General features: G+C 38.1%; 21 protein-coding genes. 19 read left to right on the top strand and 2 right to left on the bottom strand.

Features of this window, described 5'->3' with window-relative positions; all coding sequences use genetic code 11:
* Positions 1–59: 59 nt before the first annotated feature.
* Genes J4N46_RS07995 through J4N46_RS08005 form a run of 3 tightly spaced genes read left to right on the top strand, consistent with a single transcriptional unit; the run spans position 60 to position 2,043 of the window.
* A complete protein-coding gene (locus J4N46_RS07995) occupies positions 60–824 on the top strand; it encodes a DeoR/GlpR family DNA-binding transcription regulator (protein ID WP_009414634.1) in 765 nt (254 codons plus the stop codon).
* Positions 821–1,171 (top strand): arsenate reductase (glutaredoxin), encoded by a 351-nt coding sequence (gene arsC, locus J4N46_RS08000; protein WP_009414635.1) that lies wholly within the window; start codon positions 821–823, stop codon positions 1,169–1,171. The genes J4N46_RS07995 and arsC overlap by 4 nt, the downstream gene beginning before the upstream one ends.
* The gene (locus J4N46_RS08005; RefSeq protein WP_208058869.1) at positions 1,168–2,043 is read left to right on the top strand and encodes an outer membrane beta-barrel protein; all 876 of its coding nucleotides are present in this window, start codon (positions 1,168–1,170) and stop codon (positions 2,041–2,043) included. Before arsC ends, J4N46_RS08005 begins: the two co-directional genes overlap by 4 nt.
* A gap of 70 nt (positions 2,044–2,113) precedes the next feature.
* On the opposite strand, the gene J4N46_RS08010 is transcribed toward J4N46_RS08005, so the two are convergent.
* Positions 2,114–3,103: an aspartate-semialdehyde dehydrogenase gene (locus J4N46_RS08010; protein WP_009414637.1), complete on the bottom strand. Its 990-nt coding sequence runs from the start codon at positions 3,101–3,103 to the stop codon at positions 2,114–2,116.
* A gap of 21 nt (positions 3,104–3,124) precedes the next feature.
* On the bottom strand, positions 3,125–4,264 hold the full coding sequence (locus J4N46_RS08015) for a trans-sulfuration enzyme family protein (RefSeq protein WP_208058870.1): 1,140 nt from the start codon (positions 4,262–4,264) through the stop codon (positions 3,125–3,127).
* A gap of 320 nt (positions 4,265–4,584) precedes the next feature.
* Here J4N46_RS08015 and pepE point away from each other — a divergent pair, with 320 nt between their 5' ends.
* The 16 genes from pepE (at position 4,585) to J4N46_RS08095 (ending at position 20,619) form a co-directional block, all read left to right on the top strand.
* Positions 4,585–5,277 (top strand): dipeptidase PepE, encoded by a 693-nt coding sequence (gene pepE, locus J4N46_RS08020; protein ID WP_208058871.1) that lies wholly within the window; start codon positions 4,585–4,587, stop codon positions 5,275–5,277.
* Between the two features lie 18 nt (positions 5,278–5,295).
* Complete coding sequence (locus J4N46_RS08025; RefSeq protein WP_208058872.1) at positions 5,296–7,419, top strand: Tex family protein; 2,124 nt, start codon at positions 5,296–5,298, stop codon at positions 7,417–7,419.
* Positions 7,420–7,515: 96 nt separating this feature from the next.
* The gene (gene pyrH, locus J4N46_RS08030) at positions 7,516–8,223 is read left to right on the top strand and encodes a UMP kinase (RefSeq protein ID WP_208058873.1); all 708 of its coding nucleotides are present in this window, start codon (positions 7,516–7,518) and stop codon (positions 8,221–8,223) included.
* 186 nt (positions 8,224–8,409) lie between these two features.
* Positions 8,410–9,129 (top strand): nitroreductase family protein, encoded by a 720-nt coding sequence (locus J4N46_RS08035; RefSeq protein ID WP_208058874.1) that lies wholly within the window; start codon positions 8,410–8,412, stop codon positions 9,127–9,129.
* 105 nt (positions 9,130–9,234) lie between these two features.
* Entirely contained in the window at positions 9,235–9,438 is a 204-nt protein-coding gene (locus J4N46_RS08040) for a hypothetical protein (RefSeq protein WP_208058875.1), read from the top strand.
* Positions 9,438–9,665 carry a hypothetical protein gene (locus tag J4N46_RS08045; protein ID WP_208058876.1) on the top strand — a complete coding sequence of 76 codons (228 nt, stop codon included), beginning with the start codon at positions 9,438–9,440 and terminating at the stop codon, positions 9,663–9,665. Before J4N46_RS08040 ends, J4N46_RS08045 begins: the two co-directional genes overlap by 1 nt.
* 32 nt (positions 9,666–9,697) lie before the next feature.
* The gene (gene frr, locus J4N46_RS08050; RefSeq protein WP_208058877.1) at positions 9,698–10,252 is read left to right on the top strand and encodes a ribosome recycling factor; all 555 of its coding nucleotides are present in this window, start codon (positions 9,698–9,700) and stop codon (positions 10,250–10,252) included.
* Between the two features lie 33 nt (positions 10,253–10,285).
* Positions 10,286–11,393, top strand: a protein-coding gene (gene prfB / locus J4N46_RS08055; protein ID WP_208058878.1) for a peptide chain release factor 2 whose coding sequence is annotated in 2 segments (ribosomal slippage) — positions 10,286–10,345 and positions 10,347–11,393 — 1,107 coding nt in all. Because the reading frame shifts where the segments join, the coding sequence is not laid out codon by codon here.
* A gap of 173 nt (positions 11,394–11,566) precedes the next feature.
* A complete protein-coding gene (locus tag J4N46_RS08060; RefSeq protein ID WP_208058879.1) occupies positions 11,567–12,322 on the top strand; it encodes a leucine-rich repeat domain-containing protein in 756 nt (251 codons plus the stop codon).
* Positions 12,323–12,324: 2 nt separating this feature from the next.
* On the top strand, positions 12,325–13,308 hold the full coding sequence (locus J4N46_RS08065; RefSeq protein WP_208058880.1) for a leucine-rich repeat domain-containing protein: 984 nt from the start codon (positions 12,325–12,327) through the stop codon (positions 13,306–13,308).
* A 207-nt stretch (positions 13,309–13,515) separates the two neighbouring features.
* On the top strand, positions 13,516–15,240 hold the full coding sequence (locus tag J4N46_RS08070) for an alpha-amylase family glycosyl hydrolase (protein WP_208058881.1): 1,725 nt from the start codon (positions 13,516–13,518) through the stop codon (positions 15,238–15,240).
* Positions 15,241–15,245: 5 nt separating this feature from the next.
* Positions 15,246–16,013, top strand: coding sequence for a Mur ligase domain-containing protein (locus tag J4N46_RS08075; RefSeq protein WP_208058882.1), 768 nt, complete (start codon positions 15,246–15,248; stop codon positions 16,011–16,013).
* Positions 16,014–16,024: 11 nt separating this feature from the next.
* Positions 16,025–16,867 carry an NADAR family protein gene (locus tag J4N46_RS08080; protein ID WP_208058883.1) on the top strand — a complete coding sequence of 281 codons (843 nt, stop codon included), beginning with the start codon at positions 16,025–16,027 and terminating at the stop codon, positions 16,865–16,867.
* A 2-nt stretch (positions 16,868–16,869) separates the two neighbouring features.
* Entirely contained in the window at positions 16,870–17,277 is a 408-nt protein-coding gene (locus tag J4N46_RS08085) for a hypothetical protein (RefSeq protein WP_208058884.1), read from the top strand.
* 50 nt (positions 17,278–17,327) lie between these two features.
* Complete coding sequence (locus tag J4N46_RS08090) at positions 17,328–17,645, top strand: DUF4298 domain-containing protein (RefSeq protein ID WP_034556417.1); 318 nt, start codon at positions 17,328–17,330, stop codon at positions 17,643–17,645.
* Between the two features lie 46 nt (positions 17,646–17,691).
* Positions 17,692–20,619: a M16 family metallopeptidase gene (locus tag J4N46_RS08095; protein WP_208058885.1), complete on the top strand. Its 2,928-nt coding sequence runs from the start codon at positions 17,692–17,694 to the stop codon at positions 20,617–20,619.
* Positions 20,620–20,642: the final 23 nt, after the last annotated feature.

Raw genomic sequence — 20,642 nt, forward strand, 5'->3', positions numbered from 1 at the left:
TTTTTTTCGTTATTATTTCTATCTTTGCGCCGAAATTAATAATTCTCAAAACGATATGTATGAAAGTGCTAAATGAACGCCAAGCAAAGATTCTAGAAAGTTTAGAAACTAAAAGATACATCAGCGTTAGTGAGCTGAGTGATAGACTTAAAGTATCGGTTGTAACCATTAGAAAAGACCTCACTCTTTTAGAAGAGGAAGGTTATTTGCATCGCACTCACGGAGGTGCAAGCAAACAAATGCGCTACGTTTTTGACCAAACGGTTAGTGAAAAAGAAACACTAAATGTAGAGGAAAAAAGCCGTATTATTACAAAGGCTTTAGATTATATCAAAGAGAATGAGTTTATCATTCTATCATCGGGCTCTACAGCACACTTATTGGCTCAAAAACTCTTCGGGCTGCGCAACCTTACCGTACTTACTCCTTCGTTGCGTGTAGCTCTAGAGGTATGCAAAAACCCCAATGTCAATACTATTCACTTAGGGGGGGAAGTACGTAAAAACTCAACCTCAACAGTAGGTGTATTAGCAGAAGAAACTCTTAATAATTTTTCCTGCACTACCCTATTCTTAGGTATTGAAGGCATCGACTTAGACTATGGTCTAAGCTCTACCAACGTAGGTGAAGCACACCTAAATCGCAAAATGATTGAACGGGTAGATAAAACTATCGTCCTTGCCGACTCTTCAAAGATACACAAGCGCGGCTTTGGATTTATCTGTTATGTAGAAAAAATAGATATGCTTATAACAGATAACAATGCCGACCCTGAATTTGTAGATGAATTAGAAAAACGTGGCATAGAAGTAATATTAGTATGATAAAAATTTACCATAACCCTAAATGTTCTAAATCGCGCTGTGGTTTAGACCTGCTAAAAGCCTCAGGCAAAGAATATGAGGTAGTAAATTACCTAAAAGAAGGCTTCACTGCCGAAGAATTAAAAGCCTTACTTGCCAAACTGCATATAGCACCCATAGATTTGGTTCGTACCAAAGAAGCTATTTGGCAAGAGCTCTTTGCCGAAAAACAACTTACCGATGAGGAAATTATTGACGCTATGGTGCAATATCCTAAGCTAGTAGAACGCCCTATAGTAGTAAATGGCAACTCTGCTGTAATTGGAAGACCTACTGAAAAAATTGAAGAAATTATAAATAAACAATGAAAAAAATTTTACTATCAGTTGTAGCCTTTTTAGGAGCAGCAACTATTTATGCGCAAAAAACGTATGTATCAGTAAGTGGAGGCTATGGCTTCCCGTCCAGCCAAAAAGTATTAGGTAAAGATGCCTCCGATCCTAACACTATTACTGATTTAAAAGGTAGCTATGGCGAAGGGCTACAAGCTCAATTACGCGGTGGTTATTACTTCTATAACAACTTAGCTGTCGAGCTCGCTTTAGGTTACTTACACGGTAATAACGTACAAACCAATAAGAATAAAATCATAGATATGAAAGCTCACGGGCGTGCGTTTGGTGCTTCGTTGTCATTGGTATATGATATTACCGATAACCTTTACGTACGCGCTGGAGCTGTAACCAAAATAGGTGGAAAAACAACTGTAAAAACCAGCCTAAATGCCAATTTACCGATGAATATGTTTGTCCCATTAGCACCTCCTAATGCTGTTATTGGCTTAAATACTGAGTTTGAGAGCAGTTTCCACGGCAAAATGCCTTTTGGTTTTATAGGAGGAGTAGGCTATCGTTTCGAGCTAACTAAAAACGTATCTCTATTTGTCGAAGGTGAGTACTTAAATATCAATGTACCTCGTAAGGAATCAAAATTAGAAAACTTCAAAGCCTCACAGACTATAGGGGGTATAAACAGAACTATAAGTGTAGATGAGTTTAAAAACTACGTAAGATTACTACAAGCCCTACCTGCTGGCAATGAAAGATTGGCTGCCTATAAGCAATTGGCTAACCAAATGGCACCTCTTTTAGAAAGTTCTTATGATTGGGAAGGAAAAGGTGCCCCCGATGCTCCTTACTCATCTATCGGACTGAATGTAGGTATCACCTATCGCTTTTAAGTGATAAAGATAAGAAAATAAAAAGCTGCCTTTTAATCGGGCAGCTTTTTTTATTACCTAAAAACAAGTATTATAACAATTTATGCGCTATTAAGTACTCCGCTATTTGGATAGTATTAGTAGCTGCACCTTTGCGAAGGTTATCTGCTACTACCCATAAGTTGAGTGTATTAGGTTGCGACTCATCGCGGCGAATACGCCCCACAAATACATCGTCTTTTCCGTGAGCATATAGCGGCATAGGGTAAGTATTCGTATCGGTATTGTCTTGCACCTTTATACCTGCCGATTGTGCCAAAAGTGTACGTACTTCATTGATATCAAAATCGGTTTTAAGCTCTACATTCACTGCTTCACTGTGTCCGCCCACTACAGGGATACGTACCGCTGTAGCCGTAACAGCAATACTATCATCACGCAAAATTTTCTTTGTTTCGCGTACCAATTTCATTTCTTCTTTAGTATAGCCGTTATCTTCAAACACATCACAATGAGGAATCGCATTGCGGTGTATTTGGTAATGGTAAGCCATTTCGCCTTTTTCGCCCTTATATTCGTTTTCCAGCTGGCGCACTGCCTTTACACCTGTCCCTGTAATAGATTGGTAAGTAGAAACCACAATACGCTTAATGCCGTATTTTTTTTGTAAAGGTGCTAAAGCCATCAGCATTTGGATAGTAGAGCAATTAGGATTAGCGATAATTTTATCGTCTTTAGTAAGCACATCAGCATTGATTTCAGGAATAACGAGTTTTTTAGTCTCGTCCATACGCCATGCCGATGAATTATCTACCACTGTAGTACCTACTTGAGCAAATTTAGGAGCCCATTCCTTAGATACACTTGCTCCTGCCGAGAAAAGTGCTACATCGGGCTTGAGTGATACGGCTTGTTGTAATCCTATCACAGTATATTCAGTACCTTGAAAGGTAATTTTTTTTCCTACTGATTTTTCTGAAGCTACAGGTATCAACTCTGTAACGGGAAATTTGTGTTCTGCAAGTACTTCGAGCATCACATTGCCCACCATACCCGTAACACCTACTACTGCTACTCTCATTATTATATGTTTTTTAGTTAATTATTTTTCTAACGCTTGCTTAAAGTCTGCTATTAGGTCATCAGCATCTTCCAGTCCCACTGCCACACGTATAAGCGTACGAGTAACCCCTCGAGCTACTTTTTCTTCCTCAGGAAACTCTGTATGGGTAAGCGTGCTTGGGTGTGTCACCAAAGTTTCTACCCCTCCCAAGCTAACTGCAAATAAAGCTATTTTTAGACTCTCAAAAAACGACTTTGCCTTTGCCTCGCTTTTTACAGTGAATGAAAATACAGCACCTCCCCCACTCGCTTGCTTTTCGTGTATTGCTTTACCTTTATTGTCATTTTCAGTAGGGTAATACACTTTCACTACTTCAGGGTGAGTTTTAAGAAATGCCAAGAGTTTTAGCGTGTTCTCTTGTGCTTTTTCTACGCGTAATTTTAAGGTTTTCATACTTCTTAGCAACAACCAGCTATCAAAAGGAGAGACCAATGCTCCCAAAGCCACTTGGGCAAAGCGTATTTTCTCTGCCAAACCTTCATCGTTCACCACCGCAGCCCCTGCAATAATATCGTTATGACCGCCTATATACTTAGTAGCACTGTGTAATACAATATCAGCTCCCAATTCCAAAGGACGTTGTAGTACAGGCGACATAAATGTATTATCCACAATCGTAAGCAAATTGTGTTTTTTAGCAATAGCCACAACCCCTACTATATCAGTAACATCCAATAGTGGGTTTGAAGGTGATTCTATAAAGATAGCTTTCGTATTAGGTTTTACCGCAGCTTCCACTTTAGCCAAATCGGTGGTATCAACAAAAGTAGATTCAAAACCAAATTGATTGAAAATATCGTGCATAATGCGGTAAGTACCCCCATAAATATCTAAGCCGAAAACGAAGTGGTCGCCAGCTTTAAACATCGTAAATACAGAACTCGTAGCCGCCATACCCGAAGAAAATCCAAAACCGTATTTTCCGCTTTCCAATTTTGCAATAAGCGTTTCAAAATCCTTACGAGTAGGGCTTGATACCCTGCTGTATTCAAATTCCTGCTCTACTCCAAACTCCTTGATAGGAAAAGTAGTAGCAAAATTAACTGTGCTCCCCCAATTCTCACTAGTAGGGTTATTAGTATGCCTTACACCGTGAATTGCTTTCGTTTCAAACTTCATATAGTAAATAATATTCGTTATTAATGGCACAAAGGTACAAAATAATTTTGAATTACGAATTCTCAATTGCGAATTTTGTTCTTCCGCCAATTCCACCCACCAATTCAAAATTCAGAATTCAAAATTCAGAATTCTTCCCAGCGAACCTTGAGCGAAGGTTGAGCGAAGGTTGAGCGAAGGATAAGCGAAGGTTGAGCGAAGGATAAATAAATTACCCCAAACTTTAAGCCTATACAGCGTTACACAAAAAATACCCTTTTTTCTTTGATAATATAAAAAAACACCCTACTTTTGTCAGCTGTTTTTAATGTACTATCGTTATGAAAAAACTTTTATTAGCAAGCACTTCCACTGTTTATGGAGGCACTTATTTATCTTATTTGCAAGATGAATTAATCAATTTTTTTGAAGGTATAAACCAAATCATATTTATCCCCTATGCACGCCCCAGCGGCATCAGCCACGATGAATATACTGCCATAGCCCACAAGGCTTTTAAAAAAATAGGAAAAGAAATTATAGGGCTCCACACCTTTGCAAATCCAGCAGAAACCCTACGTAATGCCCAAGCTATCTTTACAGGCGGTGGCAATACATTTCTATTAGTTACCCAATTATATCAGCAACAGCTCATAGCACCCTTGCGAGAAGCCGTGCTAAATGGTTGCCCCTATATGGGCAGTAGTGCAGGTACTAATATCGCAGGAGTAACAATGCAAACTACCAACGATATGCCTATCATCTACCCCCCTAGTTTCAACACTTTAGGGCTTGTGCCTTTCAACATCAATCCGCATTATATAGACCCCGACCCACATAGCAAGCACCAAGGAGAAACTCGCGAAACCCGCATAAAAGAGTTTCTAAATTTTAACAATATACCCGTTGTAGGCTTGCGCGAAGGAAGCTGGATTCGGGTGGAAGGTGAATCCATCAGCCTAAAAGGCGAACTCACAGCGCGCATTTTTACCCCCAATACAGCCCCTTACGAATCTCACGAAATTAAATTTTAACCTTATAACTATATTATTTTGACAAACATTCAATTTATAAAAAGCAAAACACAACTCACCGAAAAATCTATTGAAAACACTCTGTTGCTACTTGCCGAAGGCTGCACCATACCCTTTATTGCTCGCTATAGAAAAGACCATACTCAGAATTTAGACGAAGTAGCGATTGAACAAATAGCTAAAGCCCAAAGTGAGTACGACAATATCCTAAAACGAAAAGAAACCATATTATCCTCTATAGAAGAACAAGGTAAGCTCACCGATGACCTTCGCAAGCGTATAGAAGACTCTTTTGAACTCAATGAATTGGAAGACCTTTACTTGCCTTACAAGAAAAAACGAAAAACCAAAGCCGATGTAGCTAAAGAAAAGGGATTGGAACCACTCGCCAAACAAATAATGAGCCAGCGAGTAAATAATCTTGAACTATTAGCTGCCAAATACCTATCCGATAAAGTAACTACCGAAGAAGAAGCACTACAAGGGGCATCGGATATAATAGCCGAATGGATAAATGAAAATACCTATGTGCGCCGCAGTTTACGAAGAATATTTCAGCGAAAAGCTGCCGTAATTACCGAAGTACAAAAAGATAAAGCCAATGAGGAGGAGGCACAAAAATACGAGCAGTATTTTGAATGGGACGAGCCACTCAGCAAAGCCCCTTCACATCGCTTATTGGCAATGTTGCGCGCTGAGAAAGAAGGTTTTATCAAGATGAAAGTACAGGTAGCTCCTGAAGATACTTTGCCTTTTATAGAAGATAACCTCATTAAAAGTGAAGGCGAAACTGCCAATTTCTTGAGAAAAACCATAAAAGATAGCTACAAACGATTATTAGAGCCTTCCATTTCTAACGAAATATTGCAAGAAGCTAAAAATAAAGCTGATGAGAAAGCAATAAGTGTATTTTCTGAAAACTTATCACAGCTGTTATTGGCTTCGCCACTGGGAGAAAAACGCATTATAGCTATTGACCCAGGATACCGCACAGGGTGCAAAGTGGTATGCTTAGACGAGAAAGGCGACCTACTGCAGCACGATGTGATTTATCCACACCCTCCACAACAAAACACTGCCGAAGCGGCTAAAAAGCTACAAACAATGGTAAGCAAACACGCCATTGAAGCTATTAGTATAGGCAATGGAACTGCTTCGCGCGAAACCGAAAGCTTTGTAAAGAATATTCGTTTTGCTACCCCTGTAGATGTGTTTGTAGTGAGCGAGGCGGGTGCCTCAGTTTATTCAGCATCTAAAATAGCCCGTGATGAATTTCCCGATTACGATGTAACAGTACGAGGCGCAGTATCTATAGGCAGACGCTTAGCCGACCCTTTGGCTGAATTAGTAAAAATAGACCCCAAATCAATAGGAGTAGGACAATATCAGCACGATGTAAATCAATCGCTACTGAAAGACGAACTAGATGCTACGGTAATACGTTGCGTAAACAAAGTAGGCGTAAACCTAAATACTGCGAGCAAGTCGTTATTGAGTTACGTGTCGGGGATAGGCGAAAAGATGGCAGAAAACATCGTAAATTATCGTTCTACCAACGGAGCCTTTAACAAGCGTGAAGAGCTGAAGAAAGTACCTCGACTTGGAGATAAAGTATATCAGCAAGCGGTAGCTTTTTTGCGAGTGCACAACCCCAAAAATCCGTTAGACAATTCGGCAGTACACCCTGAAGCCTATCCCATAGTAAAACAGATGGCTAAAGACATAGGTATTTCGGTAGAAAAGCTAATAGCCAACAAACAAGCCATTGCAAATATCAACATAAAAAACTACCAAACCGATACGGCAGGAGAATTGTATCTAAAAGATGTACTAAAAGAATTAGAAAAACCAGGACTTGACCCACGCGAGAAAGCCAAAGTATTTGAGTTTGACCCCAATGTAAAAACCTTTGACGACCTACGCGAGGGAATGATACTAAACGGCATCGTAAACAACATTACTGCTTTTGGTTGTTTTGTAGATATAGGTATCAAAGAAAGTGGATTAGTGCATATTTCGCAACTAAAAGACGATTATATTACCGATGTGAATGAGGTAGTAAAGTTACATCAGCAAGTACAAGTAAAGGTGGTAGCCCTTGATAGTGTGCGCAAAAGGATTTCACTGAGTATGATAATCTGACACTTCAAAAAAAACTTTTGTTAATTATTTGGTAGTTCTGATAAAAATAAGTACTTTTGTAAAATTTTAATGATTAACAAAATTATTTCTATAACTATGAAATATAAAAGGATTTTACTCAAGCTCAGCGGGGAAGCCCTTATGGGAAGTCGCCAGTACGGGATAGACTCTGCTCGTTTAAAGGAGTATGCTACTGAAATTAAAGAGGTAGTAAAACAAGGTGTAGAAGTAGCTATAGTGATTGGTGGCGGCAATATTTTTCGAGGAGTAGCAGGGGCTAGCAATGGTATGGATAGAGTGCAAGGCGACTATATGGGTATGCTCGCTACGGTTATTAACTCACTAGCTCTGCAAAGTGCTTTGGAAGACGAAGGTATCTTTACCCGCTTACAAACAGCTATCAAGATGGAATCTATAGCAGAGCCGTTTATCAAACGCCGTGCAGTACGCCACTTAGAGAAAGGACGTGTGGTTATTTTTGGAGCAGGTACTGGCAATCCTTACTTTACAACCGACTCGGCAGCAGTACTTCGCGCTATTGAAATCAATGCTGATGTAATTCTTAAAGGCACTCGTGTAGATGGTATCTATACAGCTGACCCTGAGAAAGATCCTAATGCAGTAAAATTCAATAACATTTCTTTCAATGAATGTATTGACAAAAACTTGAAAATAATGGATATGACTGCTTTTACCCTTAGCCAAGAGAACCATTTGCCTATTATTGTATTTGATATGAACAAAAAAGGCAATCTCGCTAAAGTAGTAGCAGGGGAAAATGTAGGAACCGTAGTTAATGATTAATGGTTAATGGTTAATGATTAATGGTTAATGATTAGATTTTGATATAAACTTTGCCAAAGTTTATAATTGCTTGTTGTGCTACGACCTTTGGCAAAGTGTAGTGATAAGTAACTCGGAGCCCCTTATAAAACTCCAAACCCTATGAGTTTCTCATCATTCTCTAACAACTAACAACAAATAAACAATATGTTAAAAGACATTTTAGATTTTAGAAGGGCGGTGCGTTATTACGCTCCTACGCCTATTAGTGAAGAGAAGGTGCGGGAGTGCCTTAAATTGGCTACTCTGGCTCCTACCACCTATAATATGCAGTTGTATGAAGTATATCACATCACCGATAAGGAACTACTCAAAAAACTGGGACACGCTTGCCTTGACCAGCAAACGGCTACTACAGCACAGCAAATGGTAGTATTCGTTACCCGACAGGACAAACACCGTCTGCACGCCAAGAAGGTTTTAGAGTTTGAACGCGGTAATATACAGCGCAATAGTCCGCCAGAGAAACAAGCCAAGCGCATCAAGGAACAAGAGAAGTTTTACAACCAGCTGATGCCTTTTCTCTTTAGCAGGTGTTTTGGTCTTTTGGGTCTTTTGCGCAAGACTTTTGGGGTAGTTAGCAGTTGGTTTCACCCTATGATGCAACTCGTTTCTGAAAGTGATATGCGGGTGAATGTACACAAGAGTTGCGGATTGGTAGCGCAAACCTTTATGCTGGCAATGGCAGAAGCAGGCTATGACACCTGTCCTATAGAAGGCTTTGATAGCCGACGCGTAAAAAAGATATTACACCTGCCTTATGGAGCAGAAGTGAATATGCTCGTATCTTGCGGACTGCGTGAAGATCAAGGCATTCGGGGAGAACGTTTTAGGCTTCCTTTTGAAGAAATATACAAGAAGAAATAAGAACAATGATTAATGGTTAATGATTAATGGTTAATGATTAATGATTAATGGTTGATGATTAATGGTTAATGGTTAATGGTTAATGGTTAATGATTAAAATGATTAATGAAAGTATTATTCAATTGGTGTTGTGAAGTAATGCAATCATTGGCAAATTTCACAGGGTTTACCTATAAAGAAGTGAATGCTATTGTCTTTATTTTTCTAATGCCTATGGTAGATATTGCTCTTTTGCTACTTTTTGTAGTTAAATACGTGCAATACAGAGAGAAAAAGCGCTTTATTAAACAATTAAAAGCACAATGCTAATGGAACAAAATCTATTACATAGATGTTTTGACCTTGCAGTGGAAGGCTTGTATTTATTAGCAGATTCTTTTGGAACTACTTATGAAGCAGTGAACATCTATTTGTTTGTGATTATACAACCATTATTGACAATTTTATTGATTGTGGCTATTTTCTTCTTTCATAAGAAGAATAATAACCTACAAATGAAAATAGAAAAGTTACTATCAAACAAAACTAATTCCTAATAACTAACATTTAATAAATAAAAACAAATACAATGAACGAAGAAATTAATATTATCTTAGACAGTACATCAGAAGCGATGCAAGAAGCATTGCAACACTTGGATAAAGCATTGGGCAATATTCGTGCAGGCAAAGCAAGTCCGCAAATGGTAAGCAGTGTAATGGTAGATTATTACGGAGCACAAACACCTCTAAGCCAAGTTGCTAACGTATCAGCTCCTGATTCTCGTACCATCTCTATTCAGCCTTGGGAAAAGAAGATGATTCAGCCTATTGAAAAAGCTATCCAGATAGCCAACTTAGGTTTTAACCCTATGAACAACGGCGAAATGGTGATTATCACTGTCCCACCGCTTACTGAAGAACGCCGCCGTGAATTGGTAAAACAAGCTAAAGGAGAAGGGGAAGATGCTAAAATAAGTGTGCGAAATGCCCGACAAGAAGCAAATAAGGAGATAAAAAAAGTAGAAACTTCTGACGATATCAAGAAAGATGCTGAAGAGCGTGTACAAAAACTTACTGATAAATACATCAAAAAAGTAGAAGAAGTATTGGCTACTAAAGAAGCTGAAATATTGAAAGTTTAATTTAGGTAAGAAATAAGAGTTAAGAATTAAAAAATGACAAACACCGAACAAGTAAAGGATTTAGTGAATCGCCTGGGTGCGTTAAGGAGGTATCTTTGACATAGATGCCAAACGCATTGAAATAAGTAACGAAGAAGAAAAGACTTTTGCACCTAACTTTTGGGACAATGCTAAAGAAGCAGAAAAAGTAATGCGTGAGCTTCGCACTAAAAAAAAATGGGTAGAAGACTACGAGGAAGCCGAAAGTCTTACCTCGGATGTAGAAGTACTACTTGATTTTTTTAAAGAAGGAGAAGCCACAGCCGAAGAGATAGATCAGCAATACACCCAAGCCCTACACGCTATTGAGGCTTTGGAGTTCCGCAATATGCTTTCAGATGAGGGAGATGCTATGAGTGCTGTATTGCAAATTACAGCAGGAGCTGGTGGTACTGAAAGTTGCGACTGGGCTTCAATGCTCTTGCGTATGTATACAATGTGGTGCAACAACCAGAAATACAAGGTAAAAACACTGAACTTTCAAGAGGGCGATGTGGCTGGTATTAAAACAGTTACTATTGAAATTGAAGGTGAATATGCTTTTGGCTACCTCAAAGGAGAGAATGGGGTACATAGGTTGGTACGTATTTCACCCTTTGATAGCAATGCCAAACGCCATACCTCATTTGCCTCGGTATATGTATATCCGCTGGCAGATGACACTATTGAAATAGAAATCAACCCTGCAGATATTACCTTTGAGACGATGCGCTCAAGTGGGGCTGGCGGACAGAATGTAAACAAAGTAGAGACCGCAGTGCGCTTGCGTCACCACCCCACAGGTATTATTATTGAGAACTCCGAAACCCGCAGTCAGCTTGATAATAAAAACAAGGCATTGCAGTTGCTCAAATCGCAGTTGTATGAAATAGAGCTAAAAAAGCGTCAAGCCAAACGCGATGAAATAGAGGCAGGCAAAATGAAGATAGAATGGGGTTCGCAAATACGCAACTATGTGATGCACCCTTACAAACTCGTAAAGGATGTACGTACTAATTACGAATCTACCGATGTAGATAGCGTAATGAATGGTGAGCTCGATGAATTCTTGAAAGCCTACCTGATGCTTATGGGCACAAGTCGCACGGGCGATACTGATTAATAAAATATAACTTTGCCAAAGGTTGTAGCACAACAGGCTATAAAAACTTTGGCAAAGTATTTTTTAATAATGCATCTATTTATGTACACCTATTTTACCGATAAATACAATTTAAAAATCATTTATTCCCATCAAGGGTATGGCATTCCATACGATTATACAGAGGAATACCTGTGGAATTATTTTTTATGGATAAGGATATAAAATCATTTGATGATTTTTTGCCTTTTGCTGATACTGTAAAAAGTATAAATTTTTTGAGGTGCACTTTAGATGATGTATATTCGTTGGCAGAAGCTCATTTGCCTTCTTTGAGGAGTTTAGATATAGGAGATTTTGAAACAGATAGTTTAAAAGATGTATGTTTACCTTTTTTACGGGAGTTGGTATTGCCTTATTCGGTTAATAGTTTGAAAGGAGCTTATATTCCTTTGCTTGAGAAATTGGATGCTGAACATTTTAAAGAAATAGATGTTACATTGCCCAAGCTCAAAAAATTACATATAAAGTTGAAAGGTTTTGATTTTTCTTCATTTAAAAATACTCCTAATTTGCGAGAATTGTATGCAGTTCATACTTATTATGATGACCCGCAAACTTTTGATGGCTTGGAGGTATGCAAAAAATTAAAATATATTGAGATGCTATCTTGTCCTTTTAAAAACTTTCTTCCGTTTAGTAAATTGAAGTCTCTTGAGCATTTAAATGTAAGTTATGACTCCAAAATAGAAAGTTTAGAAGGCTTAGAGCAATTGCCAAATCTAAAAGAGCTCTGTTTGTTTGACAATGATTTTATCAAAGAAATAGATGATATATCGCTTATTAAGAATTTAAAAAGATTAGAAATAGAAAAACATAAGGTTGCAAAAATAATAGATGAAATAAGAAAACGAGATATTGCACTTTGGATAATACCAGATGAAAGTTGATAATGAACAAAGAAATTAAATTTTATTCAGATTATGATGGAAATAATCTCGCTTTATTAGAGATAAATAATGCGAGTGATGAAACTATTTTACAACTAAAAGAAATAGAGAATCATATTATTAGGCTTCGTTTTGAAGCACCTCCTAAATCTGAGAAGTTACAAGTGCTATCAGAGGTACTGGCAAAACCTCATAAATCGGTGTTTATATTGCAATTGCTAAGAGAAAATAATCAAGAGGCTTGGATAAATATAGAGGATTTTAAAAGTGTATGGAATGTAGAACAAGTGTTTATTAACAATAGAGATTGGGGATTTGATTCGCTCAAAGGTATTGAGTATTTTCAAAACCTAAAAGAATTAGTTTTGGTACTTCGGTATGATAAAAATCTAAGTCTTACACCTTTGGAATCTTGCCATAAATTGGAAAAGATTAACTTAGAACTTCCTCTAACAAAAAAACAACATCAAGAGTTATCGATGTTGCAATCATTAAAGAAAATGAATGTGAGAGGCTTACAAACAGATTTACTTCAAGCAATGCCCGCTATGGAGTTTTTGGAAGTGCAAGGGCTACAAAGCACAGACCTCGACAAGAAGATGCCTAATTTGAAAGAATTGTTGCTATTCAATAGCAATAAGTTAGAAGACATCAGTTTTATTTCGAGGTTAATATATTTAGAAAGTTTATCATTTTGGGGAGCTAATAAAATTGCTAGACTCCCTTCACTTGTCGAACTAAAACAACTTACCTATCTTTCGTTGATGAATATGAAAGAACTCACTGATATTTTCAGTATCAAAGAGGTGAAGCAACTGCGCCATTTACGTATTGCTACCAATTCGTTTAGATTAGGAGATTTGTCTTGGCTTGTTCCTGAAGTATTCCCTTTTTTGGAAAGTATTACAGTAAAACTCAAAACGATGAAAGAAACGAGAAACTTTTTGGAAAGATTTCCTGAGATAGGAAAGATACAATACAATTAGATTAAAAGAGATACAACGATTAAAACTATTTTAGTGATGTTATATGGAGTTTGTTTTTGGTTGTTGAACAAGAATAAAGACAATGTTTTATTAGACAATAGTGGAATAGAGAAGAGTTAGAATGTAATATAAAGAAGAGTTAATAATGGAAGCAGATAATTATATCCTCTCAATGATAAAAAAGTAGATAATGTGATATATTAAAATATGAGCGATAAAATAGTAGTTTATCAGGTGCTGACGAGGCTTTTTGGGAATACTAATACTACCAATAAAGCGTGGGGTACTAAGGAAGAAAATGGAGTAGGAAAATTCTCAGATTTTACTGAGAAGGCTCTATTAGAAATAAAAAAATTAGGAGCTACACATATATGGTTTACAGGGGTATTACATCACGCTCTCACTACTGATTATACAGCTTATGGCATCTGTAATGACTTTCCGGCGGTAGTAAAAGGACGTGCGGGCTCTCCTTATGCCATTAAGGATTACTACACTGTAAACCCTGACCTTGCTGACAATCCTGCAGAACGTTTGGAGGAGTGGGAAGCCCTTATTGCACGTACACACCAATGCGGATTGAAAGTGATTATGGATATAGTGCCTAACCACGTGGCACGCCGTTATGAGAGCATTGCTAAACCTGAGGAAGTACGCGGTTTTGGTGAAGATGATGATGTTTCGGTAACTTATGCTGTAAACAATAATTTCTATTACAACCCCAACGAGGCTTTTCAGTTGCCAGAGGGTATTTATGGCGAGTATCACGAGTTTCCTGCTAAATGGACAGGCAATGGGGCGCGTGCTTCTCAGCCCGATCGCAATGATTGGTATGAAACTGTAAAGCTCAACTACGGGGTACGCCCTGATGGCACTAAAGACTTCCCTACTCTACCTGCTGGTTTTGAAAATGAAGCTACAGAGATACATTACCACTTTTGGCAAAACCAAATAGTACCTGATACTTGGCAAAAGTTTAAAGATATTGCTTTGTATTGGCTCGAGAAAGGCGTAGATGGTTTCCGTTATGATATGGCTGAAATGGTGCCTGTGGAGTTTTGGAGCTATCTCAATTCGGCTATTAAGCATCATAAACCAGAAGCTTTTTTGTTGGCTGAGGTGTATAACCCTAATGAATATCGCCCTTACTTACATTTAGGGAAGATGGATTACCTCTACGACAAAGTACAGCTATATGATACACTACGAGCTATCGTTAGCTACGGACATACCACTGATACCCTTGCCCCTATACAACACAACCTGTCTGATATTTCAGACCGTATGTTGCATTTTTTAGAAAACCACGATGAGCAACGTATAGCCTCACCAGAATTTGCGGGCTATGCCGAAAAGGCTAAACCTGCAATGGTAGTTTCTACCCTTATCAGCGAGTCGCCGGTGATGGTATATTTCGGTCAGGAAGTGGGTGAGCGAGCGGCAGAATGGGCAGGTTTTGGCAGTCCGTCTCGCACCTCTATTTTTGATTATATAGGCGTACCTGCCCACCAGCGCTGGGTGAATAATAAACGCTTTGACGGGGGACAGCTTTCGGAGGCTGAACGGGCTTTGCGAGATTTCTATCAGCGATTACTGAACCTAAAGGTAAATGGAGCTTATACCGACTTGCACGCTTATAACCGCGAGCATACTGCCTATTACAACGACAAAGTGTATAGTTTTGCAAGAGGCTATGAGGAAGAACAATGGGTGATAGTGAGCAATTTTAGTCCGTATGAAAGCTATGGTTTTGATTTGCAGTTGCCTGCTTATTTATTAGGCAGTTGGTTCTTGAATGACGGCAGTTACCCTCTAACAGAAGCACTCTACAGCACAAAAGAAACTATGCTATATATAGAAAATGGTAAAGGACATATGCGTGTGGATATAGCCCCTTTAGAGTCATTGATATTTAAGCGCATTAATCATTAAACATTATGAATATACATTTTATCGTAGCTCCTAGCACTCATCTGCGTCCGCTGATGAAAGAGCTTAGCAATAAGCATCATATTACTACCCTCCCTGAAGAAATGACAAGCAACACTGATTGTGTGGTGGTAGATCCTCACCTTTCGGAACACCACCCCGATTTGCTACAAGCACAACAATTGGGGCTAAAACTCCTATCGCCTGCTGAATTTTTATATGAATACTTCAAAGACAAAACCCGTGTAGTAATAGCAGGTGAAAAAGGTAGGCAAGAAGTTTTAGCGCGTGTGCTGCACACTATGGCGTTCTACAACAAACCTTTAAGCTACTGCTTGCAACAGCCCATAATAGGGCAACAAGTACATTTAGAGGATACCGAATTTGTACTTATAGAAGCTGATGCCCAAAGTGCTGCCCTGCGACCTATTGTAGCCCTCATTACAGATATTGCCACTACGGATAGTCGTGATACTTACAATGCTTTTATCAGTGCAATTACCAAAGGAGGTATCTTAATTTACAACGAAGAAGATACTACCCTTAGCAGTATAGTAGAAGCCAACGAAAATCCTATTAGGAAAATGGAATACCATACACCTGATTTTGAGACACATAATGATGAAATATACCTTATTACGCCAGAGGGCGACCTTCCTTTAGGAAAACTTAGTGTGGCATCGGTAGGTTATATAGAAGCTGCTAAGTGGGTATGCCAAAATATGGCTATTGATGAAGCTGATTTTTACGAAGCTATGGCAGATTATCATCTATAAAAAAATCATTTATGAAAAAACTTTCTTTTACACCTATGGCACCGCAGTGGATTGCGTTCCCTGCTTATACTGAATTTACGATAGGCTGGCGTATGGGTGCTGGCGAAGGTTATAAATGGGAGTTTTGGGACTGGTATGAGACCCTTACCTCAGCACAACAAAAAGAGTACCAAGCACTTTTTCCGTATCCTTGTTTTTGGCATTACAACAGATGGGAAGAGGATGACCAAGATATAGATGACGAGGAGGATTATTACTACGAAGGAATTCCAGTTTGGCAACCTAAAGGTGCTTATAAATATTCTAAAGCGACCTTTATCAATTCGGCAAAGAAGCCCAAGTTTGTTTTCTTTTGGAAGCCCAATGCAGAGGTGGTGAATGAATCTTGTTTTTCGCAATGGCAACCCTCACCTTTTTGTGTAGATGGTGATGAGTATTACTGTGCTGAGCAGTATATGATGGCTGAAAAAGCTCGGTTATTTGGTGATGAAGAGGTGGAGAAAGAAATAATGAACACTTCCGACCCTAAACTGATGAAAGCCTTGGGAAGGAAAGTGCGCAACTTTGACCCTCAGGTATGGGACAAAGCCAAATATAGTATTGTGCTCAATGGGAATTATTACAAATTCACTCAGAATAAGGAAATGATGGACTTTTTACTCTCTACTAATGATAAAATATTAGTAGAAGCAAGTCCGATGGATACTATTTGGGGAATAGGCTTAGGCAAAGAAAATGAGAAAGCACAGAATATAGCTATGTGGCGTGGCAAGAACTTGTTGGGTTTTGCGCTAATGGAAGTAAGAGACGAGATTAGAAAGGTATATCAGAATGTACATTTACTAAATAAATAGGAATGAATAAACTCAAAATCAATGTAGTTACACTAAAAGAAGACGAATACCTCATTCGCGATAGTATTCGTTTTGAAAATTTTAGTTATCTACAGCTTCTCATTGACTACGAGGATATAGCTACTTATCCTGATTTTGAAGATATGCTAATAGTCCCCAGTGAATTATGCAAAAGTAGCTTACAAACTGGTGAATATCTATTGTTTACTTGTGCTTGTGGCGTTGCTGATGATGGGGGATGGAGTAAAATTAAGGTAACACATTCAGAAGCTATTGTTCAATGGGATTTTTTGAGAGGAAAACCTTATTGTTTTAAATTCTCTAAAGAAAATTACTTAAAAGAAATTCAAATTATCAACAAAAAAAGCTATACTTTCATTCCTAAAGAGATTATTTTTCCTGAAATTTAATTTTTAAGAAACAATAAGTTAGAAGTGATATATAACCAAAAAGCAAAAAAATGAACGAACGATACGAAAACATCAGTAAAATGAATGATATCCTCTTGCGATTGGAGGGTATCCTTACCAATGCTGAAGCCCTATTGGAAGAATGGAAGGCTATACAGCCCGAATATGAGGCTTTAGAGGCTTATTATGACAGCGAACAATGGCGCGAAGATTATTTTGATAGCAATGACGGAAAAATACCAGATGAGGTACCACAATGGGTACTCACCCAAGATGCTATCTTTGATGCTATAGGTACTCAGTTTGATATTGCTGATAGCTTCCAGCCGTTATTAGACCGCATCAATAGTAGAAAATGGAAGGAATAACAAATAAATAAGAACATTCAATAAAACTAAAATTAATAATTACTTTATGCTAAAGAAAAATCTATTCTTATGGCTCTTTACCTTTGCCATAACTCTCGGTACTTTCGCTCAAAGTTATGAGTGGAAAGAAGCACAAAGTGGAGGTTATAGTTACAAATACGTAACTAACGACCCTACCAATGCAAGGTTCTATACTCTTAAAAACGGGCTTACTGTTATACTAAGCCCTATTAAAAAAGAACCTCGTATACAGTGTTATATAGCTGTAAAAGCAGGTAGCAAAACCGACCCCGCTACCAATACAGGGCTTGCCCACTATCTTGAGCATATGCTCTTTAAAGGAACTGACAGATACGGCTCATTAGATTGGGAAAAAGAGCAAAAAGAACTTGAAAAAATTGACGCCCTTTACGAAGAGTACAACCACACTACCGACCCTGAAAAACGAAAAGAAATTTACAAAAAAATAGACGAAGTATCGGGTGTGGCAAGCAAATATGCTATTGCTAACGAATACGACAAGATGATGACCCATATGGGAGCACAGGGTACAAATGCTTTTACCTCGTTTGAACAAACAGTCTATACCGATGATGTTCCTTCTAATGCTTTAGATAAATACATCACAGTACAAGCAGAACGTTTCCGTAACCCCGTATTGCGACTATTCCATACCGAATTGGAAGCCGTTTATGAAGAAAAAAACCGCTCTTTGGATAGCGATGGAAGTGAAGTGTTTGAAGTGCTCTTTGCAAACCTCTTCCAAAAACACAATTACGGGCAACAAACTACTATCGGAACAGTTGAGCACCTTAAAAACCCATCACTGAAAGAAATTCGCAAGTATTTCAATACTTATTACGTGCCTAACAATATGGGGGTGATATTATCGGGTGATTTTGACCCCGACCAAGCTATCGCAAAAATAGATAAAGCGTTTAGCTATATGGTAAGAAAAGATGTGCCTAAATATACATTTGAAGCAGAAGCCCCAATCAACGCACCTATTATCAAAGAAGTAGTAGGTCCCGATGCAGAAAGCCTATCTATAGGCTTCCGCTTACCTGGTAATCAGGAAAAAGACGCTGCCCTTGCTAACCTTATAGGGGCTATACTTACAAATGGCAAAGCAGGACTTATAGACCTAAACTTGGTAATGAAACAAAAATTGTTGCGTGCTAGTGCCTTTTCATATCTGCTTACCGATTATGGCGTGCTATACCTATCAGGGGCACCTACACAAGGGCAGAACTTGGATGATGTAAAAAAACTTATGCTAAACGAGATAGAAAATCTTAAAAAAGGTAATTTTGATGCAGATTTGCTTCCTGCTATCATCAATAACTTGAAAAAATCTACTGTAGAAGAGACAGAATCATACGGCGGAAGGGCTAGTATGCTAATGAATGCCTTTACAGGTAATTTAGATTGGCGCAAAGAAGTAGATTTTATCAACGAACTCTCTAAAATCACAAAAGCCGATGTAATGGCTTTCGCTAATAAATACTTAAATAATAATTATGTAGCTATCTATAAGAAAAAAGGAGAACGCCCTATTACCGAAAAGATAGAAAAACCTCAAATTACACCCATTGAAATGAATGCCGACAAAACCTCAGCTTTCGTTGAAATGGTTGATGCAATCCCTAACACCCCTGTAAAACCTGAGTTTTTAGATTATAACAAAGATTTACAAAAAGGTAATTTAGGAAAAGCTGAGGTACTTTATGTACAAAATAAAGACAATGACTTGTTCCGCTTATCGTTCCGTTACAAAATAGGTTATAACAATGATTTGGTTCTTCCTTGGGCAGGAAGCTATCTCCAGTTTTTAGGTACTGATAAAAAATCAGCCGAAGAAATCGCCAAAGAGTTCTATAAAATAGCATCAAGCTTCAATATTACTGTAGGCGAAGAATACACTACCGTTTTCATTGAAGGATTACAAGAAAACTTTGAAGCAGCTGTAAAACTTTATGAAGAATTAGTACTAAATGCAAAAGTGGACGAAGATGCTTTGAAAGCACTAAAAGAAAGAACTTACAAATCACGTATCAACAATAAAACAAATAAAACACAGATAATGCAAGCTCTTACAAGCTATGCAATGTACGGAGCAAAAAACAAGTATAACAATTCACTTTCTAACGCCCAAATAGAAAAGATGAGCAGCCAAGAATTGGTAAGTAAAGTAAGAAAACTAAACGAATTAGAACAAACCATTATCTATTATGGTCCTGCTTCTCTTTCAGAGCTTACCAACAAATTAGGCAAATGGCACAAAATCCCTGCCAAATTTGCTAAAGCTCCTGCTGCAAAAGTATTCAAGCAAATAGAGCAAAAAGAAAACCAAGTACTATTTACCGATTACGAAATGGTACAGGCTGAAACCCGCTGGATTCGCAATACTACTCCTTACAACCCCGCAGAAAGCACCGTAATAGGCGTATTCAACAACTACTTTGGTGGGGGTATGGGGTCATTAGTATTCCAAAACATTCGTGAGAGCAAAGCCTTAGCTTATGCCACTTTTGGTTATTACGGATCCCCAAGCAAAAAAGACGGTAAATACTATCTATTGGCATACGTAGGTTCGCAAGCCGATAAATTTAAAGAGGCTGTAAAAGCAATGGACGAATTGCTAACCTCAATGCCTACAGTAGAAAAAAACCTAAATATAGCTAAAATACAGTTGAAAAAGGAAATAGAATCTGAACGCATCACCCAAGATGGTATTATCTACAGCTATTTAGCCGCAAAAGAATTAGGTTTGAACTACGATATTAGGAAAAACATTTATAATAATATAAATAATGTTAGTATGAAAGATTTAACAAACTTTCATAGTAAATACCTTGCTAAAAAGCCTTACACCTACGTAATTTTAGCTTCAGAGAAAAACATTTCAACAGAAGAACTAAAGAAAATAGGAAAGTTCAAGAAACTTTCGTTAGAAGAATTGTTCGGTTATTAAAAATAGTATAACATCGCAAAAAA

This window comes from Capnocytophaga bilenii, from assembly GCF_017565765.1.
Classification (GTDB): Bacteria; Bacteroidota; Bacteroidia; order Flavobacteriales; family Flavobacteriaceae; genus Capnocytophaga; species Capnocytophaga bilenii.

Bases quoted from the DNA above. Each gene is read 5' to 3' on its own strand.
- J4N46_RS08005 (WP_208058869.1), top strand. From the start codon at position 1,168: ATGAAAAAAATTTTACTATCAGTTGTAGCCTTTTTAGGAGCAGCAACT.
- J4N46_RS08090 (WP_034556417.1), top strand. From the start codon at position 17,328: ATGAACGAACGATACGAAAACATCAGTAAAATGAATGATATCCTCTTG.
- J4N46_RS08010 (WP_009414637.1), bottom strand. From the start codon at position 3,103: ATGAGAGTAGCAGTAGTAGGTGTTACGGGTATGGTGGGCAATGTGATG.
- J4N46_RS07995 (WP_009414634.1), top strand. From the start codon at position 60: ATGAAAGTGCTAAATGAACGCCAAGCAAAGATTCTAGAAAGTTTAGAA.
- J4N46_RS08065 (WP_208058880.1), top strand. From the start codon at position 12,325: ATGAACAAAGAAATTAAATTTTATTCAGATTATGATGGAAATAATCTC.
- J4N46_RS08015 (WP_208058870.1), bottom strand. From the start codon at position 4,264: ATGAAGTTTGAAACGAAAGCAATTCACGGTGTAAGGCATACTAATAAC.
- J4N46_RS08035 (WP_208058874.1), top strand. From the start codon at position 8,410: ATGTTAAAAGACATTTTAGATTTTAGAAGGGCGGTGCGTTATTACGCT.
- J4N46_RS08040 (WP_208058875.1), top strand. From the start codon at position 9,235: ATGAAAGTATTATTCAATTGGTGTTGTGAAGTAATGCAATCATTGGCA.
- pepE (WP_208058871.1), top strand. From the start codon at position 4,585: ATGAAAAAACTTTTATTAGCAAGCACTTCCACTGTTTATGGAGGCACT.
- arsC (WP_009414635.1), top strand. From the start codon at position 821: ATGATAAAAATTTACCATAACCCTAAATGTTCTAAATCGCGCTGTGGT.
- J4N46_RS08070 (WP_208058881.1), top strand. From the start codon at position 13,516: ATGAGCGATAAAATAGTAGTTTATCAGGTGCTGACGAGGCTTTTTGGG.
- J4N46_RS08085 (WP_208058884.1), top strand. From the start codon at position 16,870: ATGAATAAACTCAAAATCAATGTAGTTACACTAAAAGAAGACGAATAC.
- J4N46_RS08045 (WP_208058876.1), top strand. From the start codon at position 9,438: ATGGAACAAAATCTATTACATAGATGTTTTGACCTTGCAGTGGAAGGC.
- J4N46_RS08080 (WP_208058883.1), top strand. From the start codon at position 16,025: ATGAAAAAACTTTCTTTTACACCTATGGCACCGCAGTGGATTGCGTTC.
- frr (WP_208058877.1), top strand. From the start codon at position 9,698: ATGAACGAAGAAATTAATATTATCTTAGACAGTACATCAGAAGCGATG.
- J4N46_RS08095 (WP_208058885.1), top strand. From the start codon at position 17,692: ATGCTAAAGAAAAATCTATTCTTATGGCTCTTTACCTTTGCCATAACT.
- pyrH (WP_208058873.1), top strand. From the start codon at position 7,516: ATGAAATATAAAAGGATTTTACTCAAGCTCAGCGGGGAAGCCCTTATG.
- J4N46_RS08075 (WP_208058882.1), top strand. From the start codon at position 15,246: ATGAATATACATTTTATCGTAGCTCCTAGCACTCATCTGCGTCCGCTG.